The sequence below is a fragment of the Parahoeflea alexandrii genome, from assembly GCF_024105735.1.
Lineage (GTDB): Bacteria > Pseudomonadota > Alphaproteobacteria > Rhizobiales > Rhizobiaceae > Hoeflea > Hoeflea alexandrii.
The window spans coordinates 265,063-281,560 of record NZ_JAAAML010000001.1; the positions used below are offsets into that span (position 1 = coordinate 265,063).

Sequence of the window (16,498 nt, forward strand, 5' to 3'; positions counted from 1 at the left end):
GAAAACGCCATGACGACGAATGACCCGATCACCCTGGAGATCATCCAGAATTCGCTGCAATCGGCAGCAGACGAGATGTTCGCGGCGATGAAGAAGACCGCGATGAGCTCGATCATCTACGAAGTGCTCGACATGGGCACCGGCATCCTTGATGCCGAGGGCGAGATCGCCTGTTCCGGCGCCGGCATCCCGGCCTTCATCGGCGTGCTCGACAAGGCCGTCAAGGTGGTGGTCGCCAAGTATGACAAGCCCGGTGACATCGAGCCCGGCGACGTCTTTGCCACCAACGATCCCTATTATGGAGGGGTCACTCACCTCAACGACATCGTCGTCGCGATGCCTGTCTTCTTCGAGGGCAAGATCATCGCCTGGACAGCCAACATCGCCCACAACTCCGATGTCGGCGGCATGGCGCCCGGGTCGCTGACCGGCGACGCCACGGAGATCTTCCAGGAGGGGCTCAGGCTTCCGGCGATCAAGATCATCTCGAAGGGCAAGCCGATCCAGCCAGTGTTCGACATCATCAAGGTCAATTCGCGCATGCCCGATGTTCTGGAAGGGGACGTCTGGGCGGCGATCGCCTCGGTTCGTATCGGCACAAGGCGCCTGACCGAGATCGCCGAGAAGTACAGCAGCGAGACCTTCCAGGCTGCCATGACGCATTTCCAGGACTACGGCGAAAAGGTCTCGCGGGCGGAGCTGGCGCATCTCCCGAAGGGTACGTTCGAATTGTCGGAAGAGCAGGACGACGGGCGTATCTTCAACGTCAAGATCACCATCTCCGACGACGAGTTCAAGGTCGATCTGCGTGACAATCCCGACCAGATGCCCAATCCCGTCAACACCAGCCGCGACGGCGTGATGGTCGCCGCGCAGATGATCTTCAAGTCGCTGACCGATCCCTATTCGCCGGCCAATGGCGGCTCGTTCCGGCCGATCACGCTGCTGACGCGTGAAGGCTCGGTGTTTCATGCCAAGGAGCCGGCGCCGATCGGCTTCTACTACGAGATCGAGCTCAGGGTTTACGACCTGATGTGGCGCTGCCTTGCGCCGCATATGGACGGCAAGCTGGCGGCGGGTCATTTCGGGTCGGTCTGCGGCACCTTCATCGGCGGCATCCATCCCGACACCGGCAGGCAGTACACCATCATCGAACCGCAGATCGGCGGCTGGGGCGCGAGCCAGGGCCACGACGGCAACAGCGCCATCTTCTGCGGGTTTCACGGCGAGACCTACAATTGCCCGGCTGAGATCAATGAGGCCCGCAACGGGCTTTATGTCGACCGCATGGAGCTCAACATGGAACCCGGCGGCGAAGGCGAGTTCACCGGCGGCCGCGGCATCGTCATGGACTACCGCGTCCGCGCGGACAATGGGTTCCTGACGGCGGGCTACACGCGCTCGAAGTTCCCGGCCTGGGCGGTCGACGGAGGCCAGGAGGGCTCCTCGAACTATGTCGAGTACCGGCCGAGCGAGGGCGAGCCGCAGCGCTATGCCTTCGTCTCCGGCCTGCAGACAAAGAAGGATGACGTCATCCGCGTCGTCACCGGCAATGGCGGCGGCTCGGGCGATCCGAAACGGCGTGACCCCGAAAAGGTCCGGGCCGATATCCGCAATGGCCTGATCACGCCCGAACGGGCAAAAGCCGTCTACGGCGTCGAAGCTTGACAAGGGAGCACGAAAGATCATGACCCAAACAGCGATACGACTGAAAAACCTGCGCGCAGCCATGGCCGAGACCGGCACTGATCTGGTGGTGCTGGGCCCCGGCGCGCATATGCACTGGCTCCTGGGGTTTCATCCCCATGGCGACGAACGGCCCTGCCTGCTGATGATCGGCCGAGAGCATGAGGTGTTCCTGATGCCCGCGCTCAATGCGCAGGGCACGCGGGCCGAGACCGACATCGCGTTTTGTGAATGGGCCGACGAGAACGGGCCGGATGCGGCGCTGAAGCAGGCGCTCGACCGCATCGGAGCAAAGGGAGCCGTCAAGGTGGTTCTCGACGAAACCATGCGCGCCGACTTCGCGCTTCTGGTACTCGGCGCACTGCCCGGAGCCCGTCACGATTTCACCCTCGATACGGTCGGTGCGCTGCGCATGCGCAAGGATGCCGGCGAGTATGCCAAGCTCAAGCAGAACGCGCTGATTGACGACCGCGCCATGCAGGCAGGACTGGCCGCGCTCAGGCCGGGTGTCAGCGAGCTGGAGATTGCCGATGTCATCCGTGCCGAGTTCGGCAAGCATGGCGCAAAGCCGGAATTCACCATCGTCGGTTCAGGCCCGAACGGCGCTTTTCCGCACCATGCCACCGGCAACCGCAAGCTCCAGGCCGGCGATGCCGTGGTCATCGACATCGGCGGCCGCAAGGACGGATTCCCGAGCGACATGACCCGCATGGCGGTCATCGGACACGCGCCGGACGGCTATGACGAGGTGCATGCCATTGTCGAACGCGCTGTCTCAGCCGCACTGGCTGCGGCACGCCCCGGCGTCAAGGCCATGGATGTGGATGCGGCGGCGCGCAATGTCATCGCCGAGGCCGGCTATGGCGAGTATTTCGTTCACAGGCTCGGCCACGGGCTCGGCATCGAGGTGCACGAGCCACCCTATCTGACTTCGACGTCACAGTCCGTGCTGGACGAGGGGATGGTGTTCTCCATCGAACCCGGCATCTATCTTCCCGGCCGCTTCGGCCTGCGGCTCGAGGACATCGTCATCCTTCGCGCCGACGGTCCCGAGATCCTGTCGTCGCTGCCGCGCGATCTCCACGTGGCTCCGGCATGACACCGCACACACATGATCCGATCACTTTCAGCGTCATCCAGGCCGGGCTGACGGCGGCTGCCGACGAGATGTTTGCCGTGCTGAAGAAGACGGCGATGAGCCCGATCATCTACGAGGTTCTCGATGTCGGCACCGGCATCACTGACGCCCGTGGCGAACTGGTGTCATCCGGCGCGGGCATTCCCACCTTCGTCGGCGTGCTCGACAAGGCGGTCAAGCGCATCCTCGAAATCGAAGGTGCAAGCAATGTGCGCGAGGGCGACCTCTTCGTCACCAATGACCCTTCCTATGGCGGGGTGACCCATCTCAACGATGTGGTGATCGCCATGCCGGTGTTTGCACAAAGTGAACTCGTCGCATGGACGGCCTCGATCGCGCACTGGAACGATATCGGCGGCATGACACCGGGATCGATGTCGACCACGGCGAGCGAGATCTTCCAGGAAGGCCTGCGGCTGCCGGCGGTGCGCCTGTTCGACGGGGGCGAATTGTTGCAGCCGGTGTTCGACATCATCATGGCCAATTCGCGCTTGCCGGATTTCGTCCGCGGCGATCTCTGGGCGCAGGTGGCTGCCAGCCGCAGGGCTGCATCCCGTGTGGCGCAACTGGTGGAGACCTATGGCCTCGACACTTTCAAGACAGCGCTTGAAAACCTGTTCGAGGAAGGCGAGCGGCGCGCCCGCGCCGGTCTGGCGCTGTTGCCGAAGGGTACTTTCCGGATCGAGGAAGAGCAAGATGACGGCGCGCACTGGCAGGCCGAGATCCGGATCACCGACGACACGTTCACGGTGGACCTTTCGGGCAATCCGGACCAGCGGGCAGCACCCTACAACACCAGCCGCGACGGGGCGGTGATCTCCTCGCAGATGATCTTCCGGGCCCTGTCGGATCCAACGCTCGCGGCCAATGCGGGATCTTTCAGGCCGTTGAAGGTGATCACCCGGGAGGGCACCATCTTCCATGCCACCGGCACCGCGCCGCATGGCTATTATTTCGAAACCCGCATCCGGCTCTACGACATGCTGTGGCAATGCATGGCGCGGGCGCTGCCCGAGCGGATGCCGGCCGGCCATTTCGCCTCGATCTGTGGAACGGTTCTTGCGGGCGACCACCCCGACACCGGCCGCCGCTTCACCATGGTCGAGCCGCAGATGGGTGGCTGGGGCGCGACAGCCGAGCGTGACGGGCTGGATGCGATGTATTCGGCCAGCCACGGCGAGACCTTCAACTGCCCGGTCGAGATCTGCGAGACCCGCTACGGCATCGATGTCGGCTACAAGCGGCTCAACGAAAGCGCTGACGGACATGGTCAACATGCCGGCGGCAAGGGCCTGTCGGTTTCCTACAAGCCGCGCGGACGCACCGTGCTTGCGGGCGGCTATAGCCGCAACCGGGTTCCCGTCTGGGGCCTGAACGGCGGTGAAAACGGTGGCACCAATGCGATTGCGGTCACACGCAGGGATGGATCGAGCGAGAGCTACGCCTTTGTCAGCGGTCTTGTGATCGAGCCCGGCGATGAAATCACAATTTCGACCGCCAATGGCGGTGGATGGGGCAAACCAACGGGTGGAAACGGACGAAACATGTTCCCGCGAGGCTGATTGCGAGCAGCTGCAGGAGAAGCAGGCCTTGCATTTCCGGAAATCAGAAACACTATGATTTTTTGGAGATCGAATGGTGGGCGTAACAGGGATTGAACCTGTGACCCCTACAATGTCAATGTAGCAATTACAGCGGCATAGCGCGGCTTTTCGGGAAAAGAGCACTACATGAAACGGCAGTTTCTACAGTTTCCGGCATGAAGGTGCGGGTCAAGTCACGAAACCAGGTTCAGTGAACCAAAGGGCACTACGTATGAACCGGTTCCAATTCCTGCTGACCACGGCTTAGGCTTCATAGAGTGCTAATAGCAAGTTCGGATTTCCGCCCTCGCCGGTGAGATATGCCAAAAGGTCATCGAGAATCGGCAGATACTTCCTTTGCTTCTTCTCAAAAGCATCATCCGTGCCCCATCGGTTTAAGAGGTCGGCACGTGCATCAATGATCGCCTGTGCCAGTCGATCTGCGACGGGATCCTGGCCGACGAGAAGGGCCCAAGGTTCCTTCAGTCTCCAGCGTAACAGCCCACCGACCAGGAATGGCGCATAGTTGAACCGTGTGTATTGCGTTTCATATTCCCGCCTGAACTCGAAGATTGCGCGTTCGGCAATCTTATCGACATCACTGCGAGATAGCAGTAGTGGGGCGGTCTGTGAACGTGACAGCAACAGAGAGACACAAGCGCTTTCTGCACGGTAATTCCAGGATTCAATCCCACGTTTCAGAATTGACGCGAGGATGCGTTCCTCGGTCGCTTGATCATTTACTGTTCTCGCAATGCCTTGGTAGACAAGGACCCAATTGGCCTGATGCCAGACGAAAGGGTGAGAGCCTACGGCTCCGGAATGATTTTCAATACAATCAAGCAGCCATTGTGCCACCTGGTCCGGAGTGCGGCGGAACTGCCAAGTGAGGAACTGAAGCGCTGCATTGTCTTGTTCCGCGTGCCTCGAGCCCGCTCTCAGACGTTTCTCTGTGTCACTTACAGCCTGGCGGACCAATTTATCGAGCTGCTTCACGGCCACTGGCGATAATTCCGATGGCAGCTCACCGTCGCTGGATACACTATACTCCCCGTTCGGTCGGGAACTTGCTTTCTGCGCCATCTGACGCCAGTCAATTCTTTCATCGTCCATCTGCTCAAGCAACGAGAGCATGCCTGGGGAATTTGGCGCATCATTCCAAGGCATCATTCCGCATTTCAGGATTAGGCGTTCCGGAATCGAGGGTGGAGGGGTCGTTAGGGAGTTGATGATGTTGTCCCATTCTCGCGGATCTTCGTCGGCCTGGTCCCAATCGATTGTGAAATGCCGACCGAGGGAGGGCGCCTCCATAACGATCCTAGCTCGGCCTGCTGCTGGCTTCTGCTCCACCCAGAGTGAGACAGGTGTAGCTTCTGCCAATGGTTCAGTGAGCTGAATTGTTGCCTTCCGCGGATGAAGTTCGGCTTCCTTCCTCAAATACACCGGTGTCGTGGTGTAGCCTCTCGGAATGGCGAGCTGCGCTGGCTCTGGACTTCTGTAGACTCTACCAGCTTCAAGTGTTTCGGTCTCGTCTACGAGATCAAAATTGCGGGCGCCTTCGCTGCCGGACACGATTGTTGAGATGCGAGGCAAGAAATCGAAATAGACTGGATCACCATTACCCATTCGCTGAGCTGCCACCAAGGCTCCGCGGGCAACCGCGTCCGAGGGTAAGGTGCAAGTGACAGAGATGCCTGCAGCTTCGAGAATCCGCTCCAAGTGAGATCGGATATTTCCCTCCGATATAGTCTCCAGAAATATCTGGTCGCAATCCTGAAGACCTAAGGAGGCGGCTTCGATGCCGCCGGAGGGAAGTGAGTCCATCGCATCCAGTTTGACTTCTTCCCAGTCACCGTTATCTCGCCGAATGATCTCGGGCTGGTAAGGCAGTCCGAAAGCCAGTCTCGGAAGCGTTTTTGAATCTGCGACGCCGCTTGTCTCTAGTAAAGCCCTTTGAGAGCTCAAGGCTTGTTCTCTGACCCTTGAGACGAGCTGGCGCAACCCAAGCGCTTCGGCGTGTATTTTGGCAGCGCTTCTACGTTCCGGAGCGAGCACATCGCCTTTCTCTCCTTCAAGTCGAATCCTGAACTTCTGGACAGAAAGACCGCACGAAGCATGGGATATGACCCCCACGACACATTCCGTTTTGATTAGTCCCTCCGCGATCGCGAAAAGTGTCGACAGAACTGTTCGCCACACAAGCGCAGGATTCCGCAGTCTCGCGATAGACATTGCAGCGAGGAGCCGCTCCTGAACCTGTTCCGTGGTTTCGCCGCTGTCCTCAATTGCAAGAACTGTATTGGTAGCGCCCCTCGCAAATTCCGTGAATGCAGAGGCAAGTTTTTGAGCGGAATCGTTCTTCCCCTCGATCAAGTCGCGAACGAAGACCCTTCGATCCGGGGCACCAACTTGGCCCCAGCCTCCGCCACGGCCGTGCGGAGCCAGATCGGCTGGCTTTCCCCCTATCCACTTCCCATCTCCGGTTTTGACAACCGCCGTTAACGGCCCCGCCTGCCCGACGAAAAAATCGCCAATCTGTTCGTCTCCACTGAGATCAATGGACCAGTTCCTTGCGACATGATCGAGCCAGCCGTTCACATCCAGGCCGGCCGCCTTTTTCAGGCTCATACCGATGCTCCCTTGAATTCATCACGGACGAATCCTCGGATTGCCTCCATCCCTGCAGCTAGGCTTTTTCCGGAGGCCCCGAATGCGATGCCATTCACGCGGCAACGACTTCCTTCGAATTTGATGGTTTCAGGCTCCCCGTGGTCGGGAGTAAGCACAAGGCCATGTTTAAAGACTTCTGTCTGTGCGAATTGCTGCAACTGGTCGATTAGATTTGCGACCTCGCTCACGCTTTCACCCAAGTCAATTCTATTCATCGCATGAGGGGTCCAGACGGCAACACGACGCGGCACTGCTGAGCGCGTGGGATCGGTTATTCTCAGCGCGACATGCGCCTGGGCTCCTATGAGGAGGGGACCAGGCTTTTCCGGACGAGCCTGGACCTCCACAATTCGGCCTGTTTCTCGAAGCCAGAACACTGCGATGGGTCGGTCTTGTTCAAACCACCTGCCAGTGACTGCTTCGGATTTCCAAACGATCGGCGATTGGGCGATGAGCTGAGCTTCTTCCAACTCATCGATAGCCAATGTTACCGCAAGAACTGCGAAATCGGTCCACGTCTGCGCTTGCCAGGCCCAGAGATCATCAATCGCCTTCTCCCGCTTGAGAAGCCGCTCCCATCCGTCATGGACCTGATGATAGCTTTTGTCCTGCATGAGGACATAATTCGGTGTGACGCCCGGAGTCGCGATCAAAACGTCGTGCGCTTCCAGGTCAGCAGCAATAGATCTGCATTTCTTTCTGAAACTGTCGACGTCGCGAAATCTGGCACTCTGTTTGGCTCGCGGATGCTCGCGAATCCACTCCCGCGCCGCATCTGCAGCCAAACGTGTGTAGGCGTGAAGAACGCGGTTTTCGAGTGTGTCAAAGTTTTCTCTACGAACCGTAGCAAGAATTCTCTGATCAGAGCCAGCTCGCTCGGCAACACTTCGGCCTGGTTGGCGGCTGAGCCAGACCATGGAGGCACGATCCATTTCCTGCACACGGTCCAGGGGAGTAAGTTCTCGATGGCGCCGGAGCACCCGGCGTATACGCTTCTCCAAATCGGTCAATACCGGACGTAGCTGCCTCGCTTGTTTGACGATCTCGGACATTCGTGGATCTTCTTCGTCCTCCGCACGCTTCCACGCTGCTCTCAGTCGGGTCCAGATGTCGTCAGGATCATCAAGAGCTTCTTCGAGCTCTTGGATCCGCGCAAGCACCTCGTTCATGCGTTGAAGGGCATTTGCGGCGAAGACCTCGGCTTCATCCTTTGGATCCTGTCCTCGGCGGGGACGGACTGGAAAGCCCGATCTGTCCGGCTTAGTCGCGTGATCTCGCTTCGGATACGGGCAGAGTGCCAGACAGATGTCCTGGCCGCGGAACGTTCCCGACATCAAGACGGCGCGCGCTAATGTTTTAGGAGGCTTGGCGCTGTCATAGGAGATCATGAGGCAATCATCTGCTCCAAAGGGAGTGGCCTCCGGGATTGATGACATTGACCAAGGCCTCGAAATCCTGCGCATCAGCGCATTACTCCGCTCCAGACGAACTGCCCGGTCTCCTCCGACGCTGACATCGACGTCCGAATCGCTTCGCCCAGCTTGGCGTCTCCAAGCTCCTGTTCGACATAGTTGAGCAGCTCGCGGAAGGGCGCATCCGCAGCTTCCGCATCAACCCCCCGCAATTTGGGCAACAGCCGCATTTCAATCTGATCCGCAAGCGCTTCGTTGATCGGATCCGAGCCATCGAATTTTGGGTAGTTTGCGACATAGGCCATGATTGCGCGTCCGAGGCGGTGGCCAAACGGACGTTTGAACTGCTTCATCAGGTCCACCATCCTGTCGACGCCACCAGTGACGCGTTGGTCTTCCGAAACCGAAGAAACAGGACGGACCCAATTCTGCCAACGCTGTCGAGATAAGGCGCGGATCTCCGGCACTTTCCCATTAGGTTGCACTGTGCGGATTGTTTTCGGTGCCGCAAAGCGCAGGATATTTGCCCGGTCCACGACCTTGTCAGACAGTGATTGCGTGCTCTCGTCCTCGTTCATCGTTCCCGCGAAAAGCAAATTGTAACCGGGGAAGATTCTCGGAGGCTGCAGCATGTTCGGAATTTCTAGTTCGATCTCCGCATCCTTGCGTTCATTTTTGTTCGATACATGCTCCGGCCCCGGCCGGCTTTCGAGCCGACTCAAGAAATCGGAGAAGTAGTATTCAACGCGCGCGAGATTCATCTCATCAAGCAGGATCATCATCATCCTGTCTTTGATGGCCTCTTCTTCATTGTTTTCTTCATCCAAGGCCCAGAGCGCGCGGGCCATGTCGGTTGGTCGGAACTTGCCCTCGATATAATTGTAGAAGCCCATCAGATCCTGGGGGCTGTCCCAACGAGGCTGAACAGGAACCTGCAAGAACCCAATGCCCATCCCAGCGGAGTATTGACGGGGCAATTGACTCTTGCCCGTGCCCGAGATGCCCGCAAGGACTGCCATTTGTGTCGTTTCATTGACTTTCATTGCGGTGTGGAACGCTCGAAGCGTTCTTGACGGGTAATAAAGGCCCTTCGCTTCCAGGCGCTGACCGACTCGGAGCAGGGCTGTTTTTTCCTCTTCCCAGTCGGCCAGTTTCCATTCGCTAAGCTGCCGGATGACAGGCGGCGTTTCCCGCAGTTCTCGCAGCTTGTCGGTCGCGTTGTCCTCTTCATCGGGGGCTCGGCCTTCGGCCTTAGCAATCTCACCCTTGAGATAGGCAAGTCGGGCTTCCAGTTTGCCGCGCGTTTCTCCGAGAGCATCGATTTCACCCTGCTGACGGCGCAGCTCAAGGGCGACAGCGGCCGCTTCGGCTTGCGCTTGCGAGTGTTTGGATTGAGCTTCGGCTAGAACCTCTCGTTCTTTGGCAATCCGTGCGGCAAATTCTTCTAGCTCTTCGTTCTGAGCTTCCAATCGTCCCTGGACACGGGAGCACTCTGTTTCAAGCTCTCGTTCGCGCGTTTCAAGTTTTTCCACTCGCAATTCAGCCTCTTCGAGACGCTGAAGTTCATCGCGCGTTTCGGCTATCTTGCCGGCCATTTCCTCATACTGGGCTGTCAGGGATTCTACCCGACCTTCAAGCTCCTCCGCCTTTTCTAGTCTCTCTTTAATTGAAAGGTATTCTGCTCTAAGGGGGACCAGTTCCGCTTCGATTGACTGTCGTTCAATCACAGCGTCTTCGATTTCTCCTCGGACGGCCCGCACTTCGTTTCTCTTTTCTTCCAGAGAGTTCCACTCGGTGAGAAGCTCCTCTTTTTGCCGCCGCAAACCGTCGACTTCGGCTTCGACATCGGTGACATGTGCCATAGCCTCACGTCGCTTCTGCACTTCGACTTCAAGATCTTCCATGAGGCGCTGCTTTTCCTCCAAGCGCTTGTCATAAACAGCGAGTTCCTCAATCGGACCTGCAGCGCTTATCAGGCGGTCCTGTCTTATGGCGAGAGTTATCTGGATGACCGCAAGAAGCGCCAGAGCTCCGATGATGACGAAAACGAGCAGTGTATTGTCAGTAATCATTGGGCCGGCTCCGCCTCCTGCGATTTCTCATCTATTCGACCAGGTGTGGCAGAATTGGCATCCACTTCTGTTATCTCTCTCTGCCGGTTCGCCAGCTCTTCCTTAGCGCTAGCGATCTGGCGCAGGATGTCGTTTTTGCGGTCGTTGGCTTCTGATAGCTCGGCTCGCGCTTTTGATTTTTCGACATTGATCGTTTCCAGATTCGATCGGGCTGCTTCTAATGCAGCGCTTGCCGCCTGGGTGGCTAATTCGAGTTTTTGTTGGTCGGCTTCCAATAGGCTAATCCGCTGCTCTAGAACGGAAGCCCGCGCGGTCAGTTGGGTCAGATTTTCTCGAGCGGCGTCGAGCTTCGCCGCTTCTTCCGCTCTTGCTGTGCGGAGTTCGTCAGCCTCTTCGCGGAATTTAGGTAGTGCATTTGCCAGTGCTGTGGTGGCTGCTTCTAGTTCCGCTTTGCCGGCCGTCAGGCGGGCTACATCTGTTCGTAGTGTTTCGAGATTTGCGAGCTCGCGTTTTGAAGCTTCCAGCTGTGCGGTAGAGGTCGTGAGCTGTGCAACCACACCGCTCAGTTCTTTCTGTGTGTTCTTAACAGCTTCATTCAATCGGCTTAACTCTGTGCCAGCATCAGATGTTTTTTGCTCCGCAACGGCGGCGCGTGCAACCTGAGCTTCGGCCGTCGTGCGTGCGCTTTCAGCTTTTGCTGTCAGTTCAGCGAGTTGATTTTGCTTCTCTTGCAGCTGGCCACTGGTCTCTCTGAGCGCTGCTTGTGACTGTTCAAGCTCACCTCGGAGGCCATTGAGTTCTTCGCGTTGCGAGGCCAGTTCATTGCCCAATGTCGTCGCGGATTGCTCAGCGTCTCGTCGTTTTTCCTTAAGGCTTTCGATCGCGGTTTCCAGTTCAGACTTTTGTTCTTTCAACTGGTCTACTTTTGCCGCTTGGGCTTCGAGGTTCACCACAGTGGGCCCGAGTGAAGCGACCGCGGATTGCAGCCCACTCTGGGTCTCTTTCAGCTCTGAAATACTCTTTTCGAGAAGTGCCCTTTCGGTGTTCCGGCTTTCCAAGTCACTTTCGATCCCCGCAAGCGTCTGTTTTCTCGCAGCGATGGTTTGCTCGATTTCTGATTTCTCGTTTTCAAGTCGAGTAACCTCACTCCGAATGCGGCCGGCATTTGCGATCGTGGACTTCGCTTCGCTTAGCTGAGCCTGAATCGCTTCTAGACGCTCCTGCTCATCATTCGCCCTTTCGATTGCATCCGCTTCCCGCTTCTCAGCACTATCGCGAGCCTGTGTGAGATCTGCGAGTTCAGCGTCTAGGTCGGCTTTTGTGTCCCGAAGTATCGAAATCTCTGCCTGTCTCTCGATCCATTGCTGACGCGCCTCGTCACGTTGCTGCACAGCAGATTCGCGGAGGCTCTCAAGGTGCGGAAGATCGTAGCGAATATGTCCATACTCCCGGTCCAAGCTGTTTACCTGAAACAGCAGATATCCGGATACGACCAGGGCAGTCGATGCTAGTCCGATTGCAAACCACGTGTTCCGGCTTGTTTTACGAGAGGTCCCGTTCGATGATGTCAAGGCATCGCTCCATGTCACTTGCAAGTTCGTCGACCCAGAACCGGCGCACGCGCCAGCCCATGGAATTCAATTGGTGATCACGCCACAGGTCGCTTGTCTTGCGACGACCGTCGGGCGTCTGATGCCAGCGTCGGCCGTCGACCTCGAGATCGAGTTTTATTCCGCCCTTGCCGAAGAGCGCGAAATCCAGACGTCGTCCGGCGATTTCGTGCTGCGGAAACGGGTCGAGACCACGATCCCGCAAAGCATGGAAGACCTTGCGTTCCCAGTCACTGTCAAAGACGCCTTCGGCGGATTTCTTTCTTGGTTCGGTCGCTCTCGCGGCCAGTTTTTGAAGAGCTCTGGACACGCCCGAGCGGGCATACTCAAGATCGCCGAATACAATCGCGACTGCGCGAGCACGCGAAATCGCGACATTGAGGCGGCGCGCATCCTTCTGGAAAAAGGTGACCCCGGATCTGGGGCTTCGGGGGCCGATGCATGGCGAAAACAGAACGAGATCCCGTTCCTGTCCCTGGAATCCATCGACGGTGCCGACCTTCAGCTGTGCGCCTATCCGCTTCGTCTCTGGAATACTCGTTACGGCTTGCTGCAGTGCCATGACCTGGGCGCGGAAAGGCGAAATGATTCCAACGCTGCCTGTATACTGTTGATCGACGAGGAGCATTCGAAGGTGGCGAACGATCGCATCAACCTCGACCAGATTCACGTTGCCAGTTTGCGGTATCGCTGGTGCCGGCACATGCTCCCAAGCAAGACCTGGTTTCATGGTAGGCGGAACGTTTAGGGTTTCGGGATCATAGGAGGTCGTTAGTTGTCCCCCGTAGAAGTTTTCACTGATGTAATCGACAATTGGCCCAGCAGATCGATATTGATGGCGGAGGGTTATCCGCGGCACATTGGGCACTCTGGACGCGAAATCGAATAGTGATCGGCGGCTTTGCGCAAAGCGGCCCATCTTCGCAATCGGCAGATTCTGAGCCTGCATAAGGTTGCGGTCCTGCTCTCTGCCCAATTGGGCAATGAAGGAGAGCTGCTGATCATCCCCTACGACAACCGCTCTCTTGGCTCTCGCGAACAGAGGAATGGCGGTTGCGATGTCGCACTGACTGGCTTCGTCGAATATCACAAGGTCAAATAGTCCATCATCCAGCGGAATACGTTTTGGTGCGCCAAGAATGGAAGCGAGCCATAGTGGTCTGTGCCTCAAAACTCCGCGAGCTAAATCACCTGGGAGAGGACCTTTGCCGCCGGCAAAGGTCCAGTCGTCATATGTTTCTCCGATCAACTGGCGCTCGACATTACCAAGAGCGACGCGCTGCGCCATCGCCTTCGGGAGGAGTGTTGTGGCAAGTTTTCGAACCATGTCGCCTAGAGCGATCGGATCCGAGAATGTTTCTATGGAGTCCCGCTCTGCTCTCAATTGCTCCAACCGGGTTCGAAGGTCAGAGAGCTTAGCCCCGGGGGCAGTAAGGTCTGCTGCCTCACTTGTGGCGTTTCCTTTTTTCGACGAAAAGAACATCAAGAGAGAGGCGAGTAGGCGCTTCCACCAAGATGACGCTGGATCAGGCACTTCGGCGGTTGCAGCCTCCGGGCGGGAGACTGTGGCACGCGCTTCAATACGTTCGAGCAAGTCTGCGATCTCGCATTCTCGTGCGGTATTGGTCTTGAGCTGATCCATTGCCTCACTCCTGGAGCGGGCAGCAGCTGCTAGTTTCTCTGAAAGTGTTTGGTCTGCGTAACCCAGCCGAGCAGCCTGTTCCTGATCCACCATCTGCTTCAGTGCATCCTCAAATCCGACGTCGATTCCTTCTTCGGGCTTTAGTGTTCGGATTAGAAAAGGAATGTCAGGTGCAAGCGATCCCAAGCGATCTTCCACCGCATCGAGTGCCTGATGGTTTTTTGAAGCGACAATCACACTACCGCCATTAAGCAGCACAGAAGCAGCCATGGATATAATTGCCTGACTTTTCCCAGTCCCTGGTGGACCTGTGACGACCGACAACGGGTGTAAACACGCATTAATCACCGCTGTCGTTTGCTCTTCATTGAGCGGCCCGACATTCAAGGCTGGTATTTCATTTGCGTCGTAAGCTGCCGGAAGATCGAATATCGCTGCTAGAGCGGTTCTTGCAATGCGGTCTGCTGTCCAAGTGCTCAAGATGTCGAGGTCTCTCGCGGCACCTGCTGTGAAACTCGAATCTGTTGGTAGGAAAAGGGCTGCAGCGTCGAATATGCCGCTCGAGCTAGCGTCGAGCTGCGTTACAAGATCCTCTCCGGTGATTTTTCCGCGAATTTGGCTTGCTACCGCATCCTTGAGCTTAAGCAGGAAATCTGAAGCGAGCAGGCCTACACCGTCCTCCGCATCGAATAGCTCGTTAAGGGAATCGCGACGCCATCCGGTCTGGCGAGCTGCTTCGCGTAACCAGTTGGGATTGACCAGAACATCATCAGCATCAACGTGGAGGATGAGGTCTTCATCGCGACGTTCCCAACGAGCAGATAATAGACCGACTGGCTGAAATACTGGCACGCCGCTTTGGCGGTTTATCGCAATAGGCCATCCAATTGCGAGTGCGTTTTCATGGCCTTCTCTGCGGACGAGGGCTTCTCGAAAGGTCGACGCCAGCGAATCCAGCCCAATGGTCAGCTTGAGATCCTCTCCTTCAGGCGGCGCGATCGGACCACGACCGGAGACAAGGACCCACTCTATTCCGTGCTTGTCTGCCACCTGAGTAGTGGAGCCCCGTGGATCTGCTCTCAGAGCCGACCGCCAATATCGAAGAAGTGCGGTGTGATCGAATTTGCCGAAATCGGATACATCCTCGCTCCCAGACGCTTCCATTTCTACTGCTGCAGAATGGGAGAATTTCGCTGGTGCGGCGATCAAATGCTCATGCTGGTCCCCGAACGCTCGTGACGAAATCCCGCCGCTAGCTGGCTCTTGTCGAGGAACTGATTGTGTGTTTGCATGCCACTTACCATCTCGTCCCTTAGATACCCGACCGTCGCGAACAAGTTCATCAAGCTCAGCCAGCGCTGCTAGCCGCTTGTTGTGCGAGAAACCTGCCCCGATCAAGACCAACAATTCGTCCGTTGTCCTTCCTCGAGGAAAGCTTTCAATTGTTCGAAGGAGTAAAGACATGCACTGATTGCCGGAACGGCCTCGCAAGGTTCGATATGGTTTGAAACAGAGGTGTTCGTCATTCTGCCTTTGAACCGGAAGCGAGTCATCAGGCATACTCATATGTCTGTTTTGTAAGCCTTTTTGTCAGAATAAAAAAGCGGTTGCGCCATCTTCTTTCTGCTACTCAACAGATATGTTGCCGGCTTATCCTAGGCCGCCTTTTGACATGAAAGCCCGGTTCATTCTCGATTCATACGTCCAATGAATTTGCCAGTTTTCGAAGATGGGTCGGAGAGAAGCGCGCATACACACTGGCCGTTATCCGGGAGTTCTTGTGCCCCAGGAATTGCGCGATTTCATCCATTGAGTGCCCATCTTCGGCTAACCAGACGGCAACAGAATGCCGGAGCATATGTGGTGAGGTGTCAGGTCTGCCGATAGCTCTCGCCGCAGCCTTCAAGCCCTTCTTGATCGATTTTATCGGATGACCGGCCCATTCTATCACATAGGGTGTAAGTGCTGCGGACTTGGCCTCAACCAAGGCAGCCTTTAGCGAGGCATTCACCGGAACCGTAGCCCGTCCCTTGCGACGTGTCGTGTCGAGCGGATCGCGCAGGGAGACGGTCTCCCGCTCCAGATCGACGCGATCCCACGTGAGTTGGAGTGCAGCTTCATTCCGCGCCCCGGTGGCGATCATGAGCCTGATAGCGAGCTTCAAATGTGGTGCCTGGGCTGTGTCAATCAACGCACGCACTTCTTCTCGAGTCAGCCAGGCGTCTTTCGGTGCCGGCTTTCCTGGGCGCTCCACATGGGGCGCCTTGGAAATGAGATTCTGTTTCTCCGCCCATAGAAGCACCATCCGAAGGTGACCGAGTTCGGTATGAATGGTGCCGTCCTTGATCCCGGCCTTCCGCCTGTCTTCAATGTGCGCTCGACAGTGCGCGGCAGTTAACTGCGATGGCTCCAAGGGGCCGAAGCGTTTGGCCAAGGCCTTCCAGGTGTGCTTCATGGTTCCAGTCACGGGGCGCCCCTGTCGGTCATTGGTATAGCCTGACCAGAGGTCCTCGACGGTTGTCCCGCTCGGGCGCGTAAGCTCGGCGAATCTAGCCGGGGCGAGGCGGAGCGCCTCTTCATGATCGCTCGTTCCAAGGGAATAGCGTCTTCGTGTGTCACCTTCGTTCCAGACGATACAGAAGGCACCGCGGAAGCGGTTGAGTTTCCATTCCGGCATTCGTAATC

General features: G+C 57.3%; 9 protein-coding genes. 3 read left to right on the plus strand and 6 right to left on the minus strand.

From position 1 onward, the window contains the following. The first annotated feature begins 9 nt into the window (after positions 1–9). Genes GTW23_RS01135 through GTW23_RS01145 form a run of 3 tightly spaced genes read left to right on the plus strand, consistent with a single transcriptional unit; the run spans position 10 to position 4,386 of the window. Positions 10–1,668, plus strand: a complete 1,659-nt coding sequence (locus tag GTW23_RS01135) for a hydantoinase B/oxoprolinase family protein (RefSeq protein ID WP_252914311.1) — start codon at positions 10–12, stop codon at positions 1,666–1,668. Between the two features lie 19 nt (positions 1,669–1,687). After that, complete coding sequence (locus GTW23_RS01140) at positions 1,688–2,785, plus strand: M24 family metallopeptidase (RefSeq protein ID WP_252914312.1); 1,098 nt, start codon at positions 1,688–1,690, stop codon at positions 2,783–2,785. Then, the gene (locus GTW23_RS01145) at positions 2,782–4,386 is read left to right on the plus strand and encodes a hydantoinase B/oxoprolinase family protein (RefSeq protein ID WP_252914313.1); all 1,605 of its coding nucleotides are present in this window, start codon (positions 2,782–2,784) and stop codon (positions 4,384–4,386) included. The genes GTW23_RS01140 and GTW23_RS01145 overlap by 4 nt, the downstream gene beginning before the upstream one ends. 285 nt (positions 4,387–4,671) lie before the next feature. Here the strand turns inward: GTW23_RS01145 and GTW23_RS01150 are convergent, their stop codons facing one another. The 6 genes from GTW23_RS01150 to GTW23_RS01175 all read right to left on the minus strand — a co-directional run bounded on the left by GTW23_RS01150 (position 4,672) and on the right by GTW23_RS01175 (position 16,490). Continuing rightward, positions 4,672–7,035: a hypothetical protein gene (locus tag GTW23_RS01150; protein ID WP_252914314.1), complete on the minus strand. Its 2,364-nt coding sequence runs from the start codon at positions 7,033–7,035 to the stop codon at positions 4,672–4,674. Next, positions 7,032–8,465 carry a hypothetical protein gene (locus GTW23_RS01155; protein ID WP_252914315.1) on the minus strand — a complete coding sequence of 478 codons (1,434 nt, stop codon included), beginning with the start codon at positions 8,463–8,465 and terminating at the stop codon, positions 7,032–7,034. The genes GTW23_RS01150 and GTW23_RS01155 overlap by 4 nt, the downstream gene beginning before the upstream one ends. Before the next feature lie 74 nt (positions 8,466–8,539). Then, positions 8,540–10,561, minus strand: a complete 2,022-nt coding sequence (locus GTW23_RS01160; protein ID WP_252914316.1) for an McrB family protein — start codon at positions 10,559–10,561, stop codon at positions 8,540–8,542. Beyond that, the gene (locus GTW23_RS01165; protein WP_252914317.1) at positions 10,558–12,132 is read right to left on the minus strand and encodes a coiled-coil domain-containing protein; all 1,575 of its coding nucleotides are present in this window, start codon (positions 12,130–12,132) and stop codon (positions 10,558–10,560) included. The genes GTW23_RS01160 and GTW23_RS01165 overlap by 4 nt, the downstream gene beginning before the upstream one ends. Then, complete coding sequence (locus tag GTW23_RS01170; protein ID WP_252914318.1) at positions 12,104–15,220, minus strand: AAA domain-containing protein; 3,117 nt, start codon at positions 15,218–15,220, stop codon at positions 12,104–12,106. Before GTW23_RS01170 ends, GTW23_RS01165 begins: the two co-directional genes overlap by 29 nt. Positions 15,221–15,509: 289 nt before the next feature. Continuing rightward, the gene (locus GTW23_RS01175) at positions 15,510–16,490 is read right to left on the minus strand and encodes a tyrosine-type recombinase/integrase (RefSeq protein ID WP_382265655.1); all 981 of its coding nucleotides are present in this window, start codon (positions 16,488–16,490) and stop codon (positions 15,510–15,512) included. Positions 16,491–16,498: the final 8 nt, after the last annotated feature.

Coding starts and splice junctions, on each gene's coding strand:
- GTW23_RS01135 (WP_252914311.1), top strand. CDS start 10: ATGACGACGAATGACCCGATCACCCTGGAGATCATCCAGAATTCGCTG.
- GTW23_RS01140 (WP_252914312.1), top strand. CDS start 1,688: ATGACCCAAACAGCGATACGACTGAAAAACCTGCGCGCAGCCATGGCC.
- GTW23_RS01145 (WP_252914313.1), top strand. CDS start 2,782: ATGACACCGCACACACATGATCCGATCACTTTCAGCGTCATCCAGGCC.
- GTW23_RS01150 (WP_252914314.1), bottom strand. CDS start 7,035: ATGAGCCTGAAAAAGGCGGCCGGCCTGGATGTGAACGGCTGGCTCGAT.
- GTW23_RS01155 (WP_252914315.1), bottom strand. CDS start 8,465: ATGATCTCCTATGACAGCGCCAAGCCTCCTAAAACATTAGCGCGCGCC.
- GTW23_RS01160 (WP_252914316.1), bottom strand. CDS start 10,561: ATGATTACTGACAATACACTGCTCGTTTTCGTCATCATCGGAGCTCTG.
- GTW23_RS01175 (WP_382265655.1), bottom strand. CDS start 16,490: ATGCCGGAATGGAAACTCAACCGCTTCCGCGGTGCCTTCTGTATCGTC.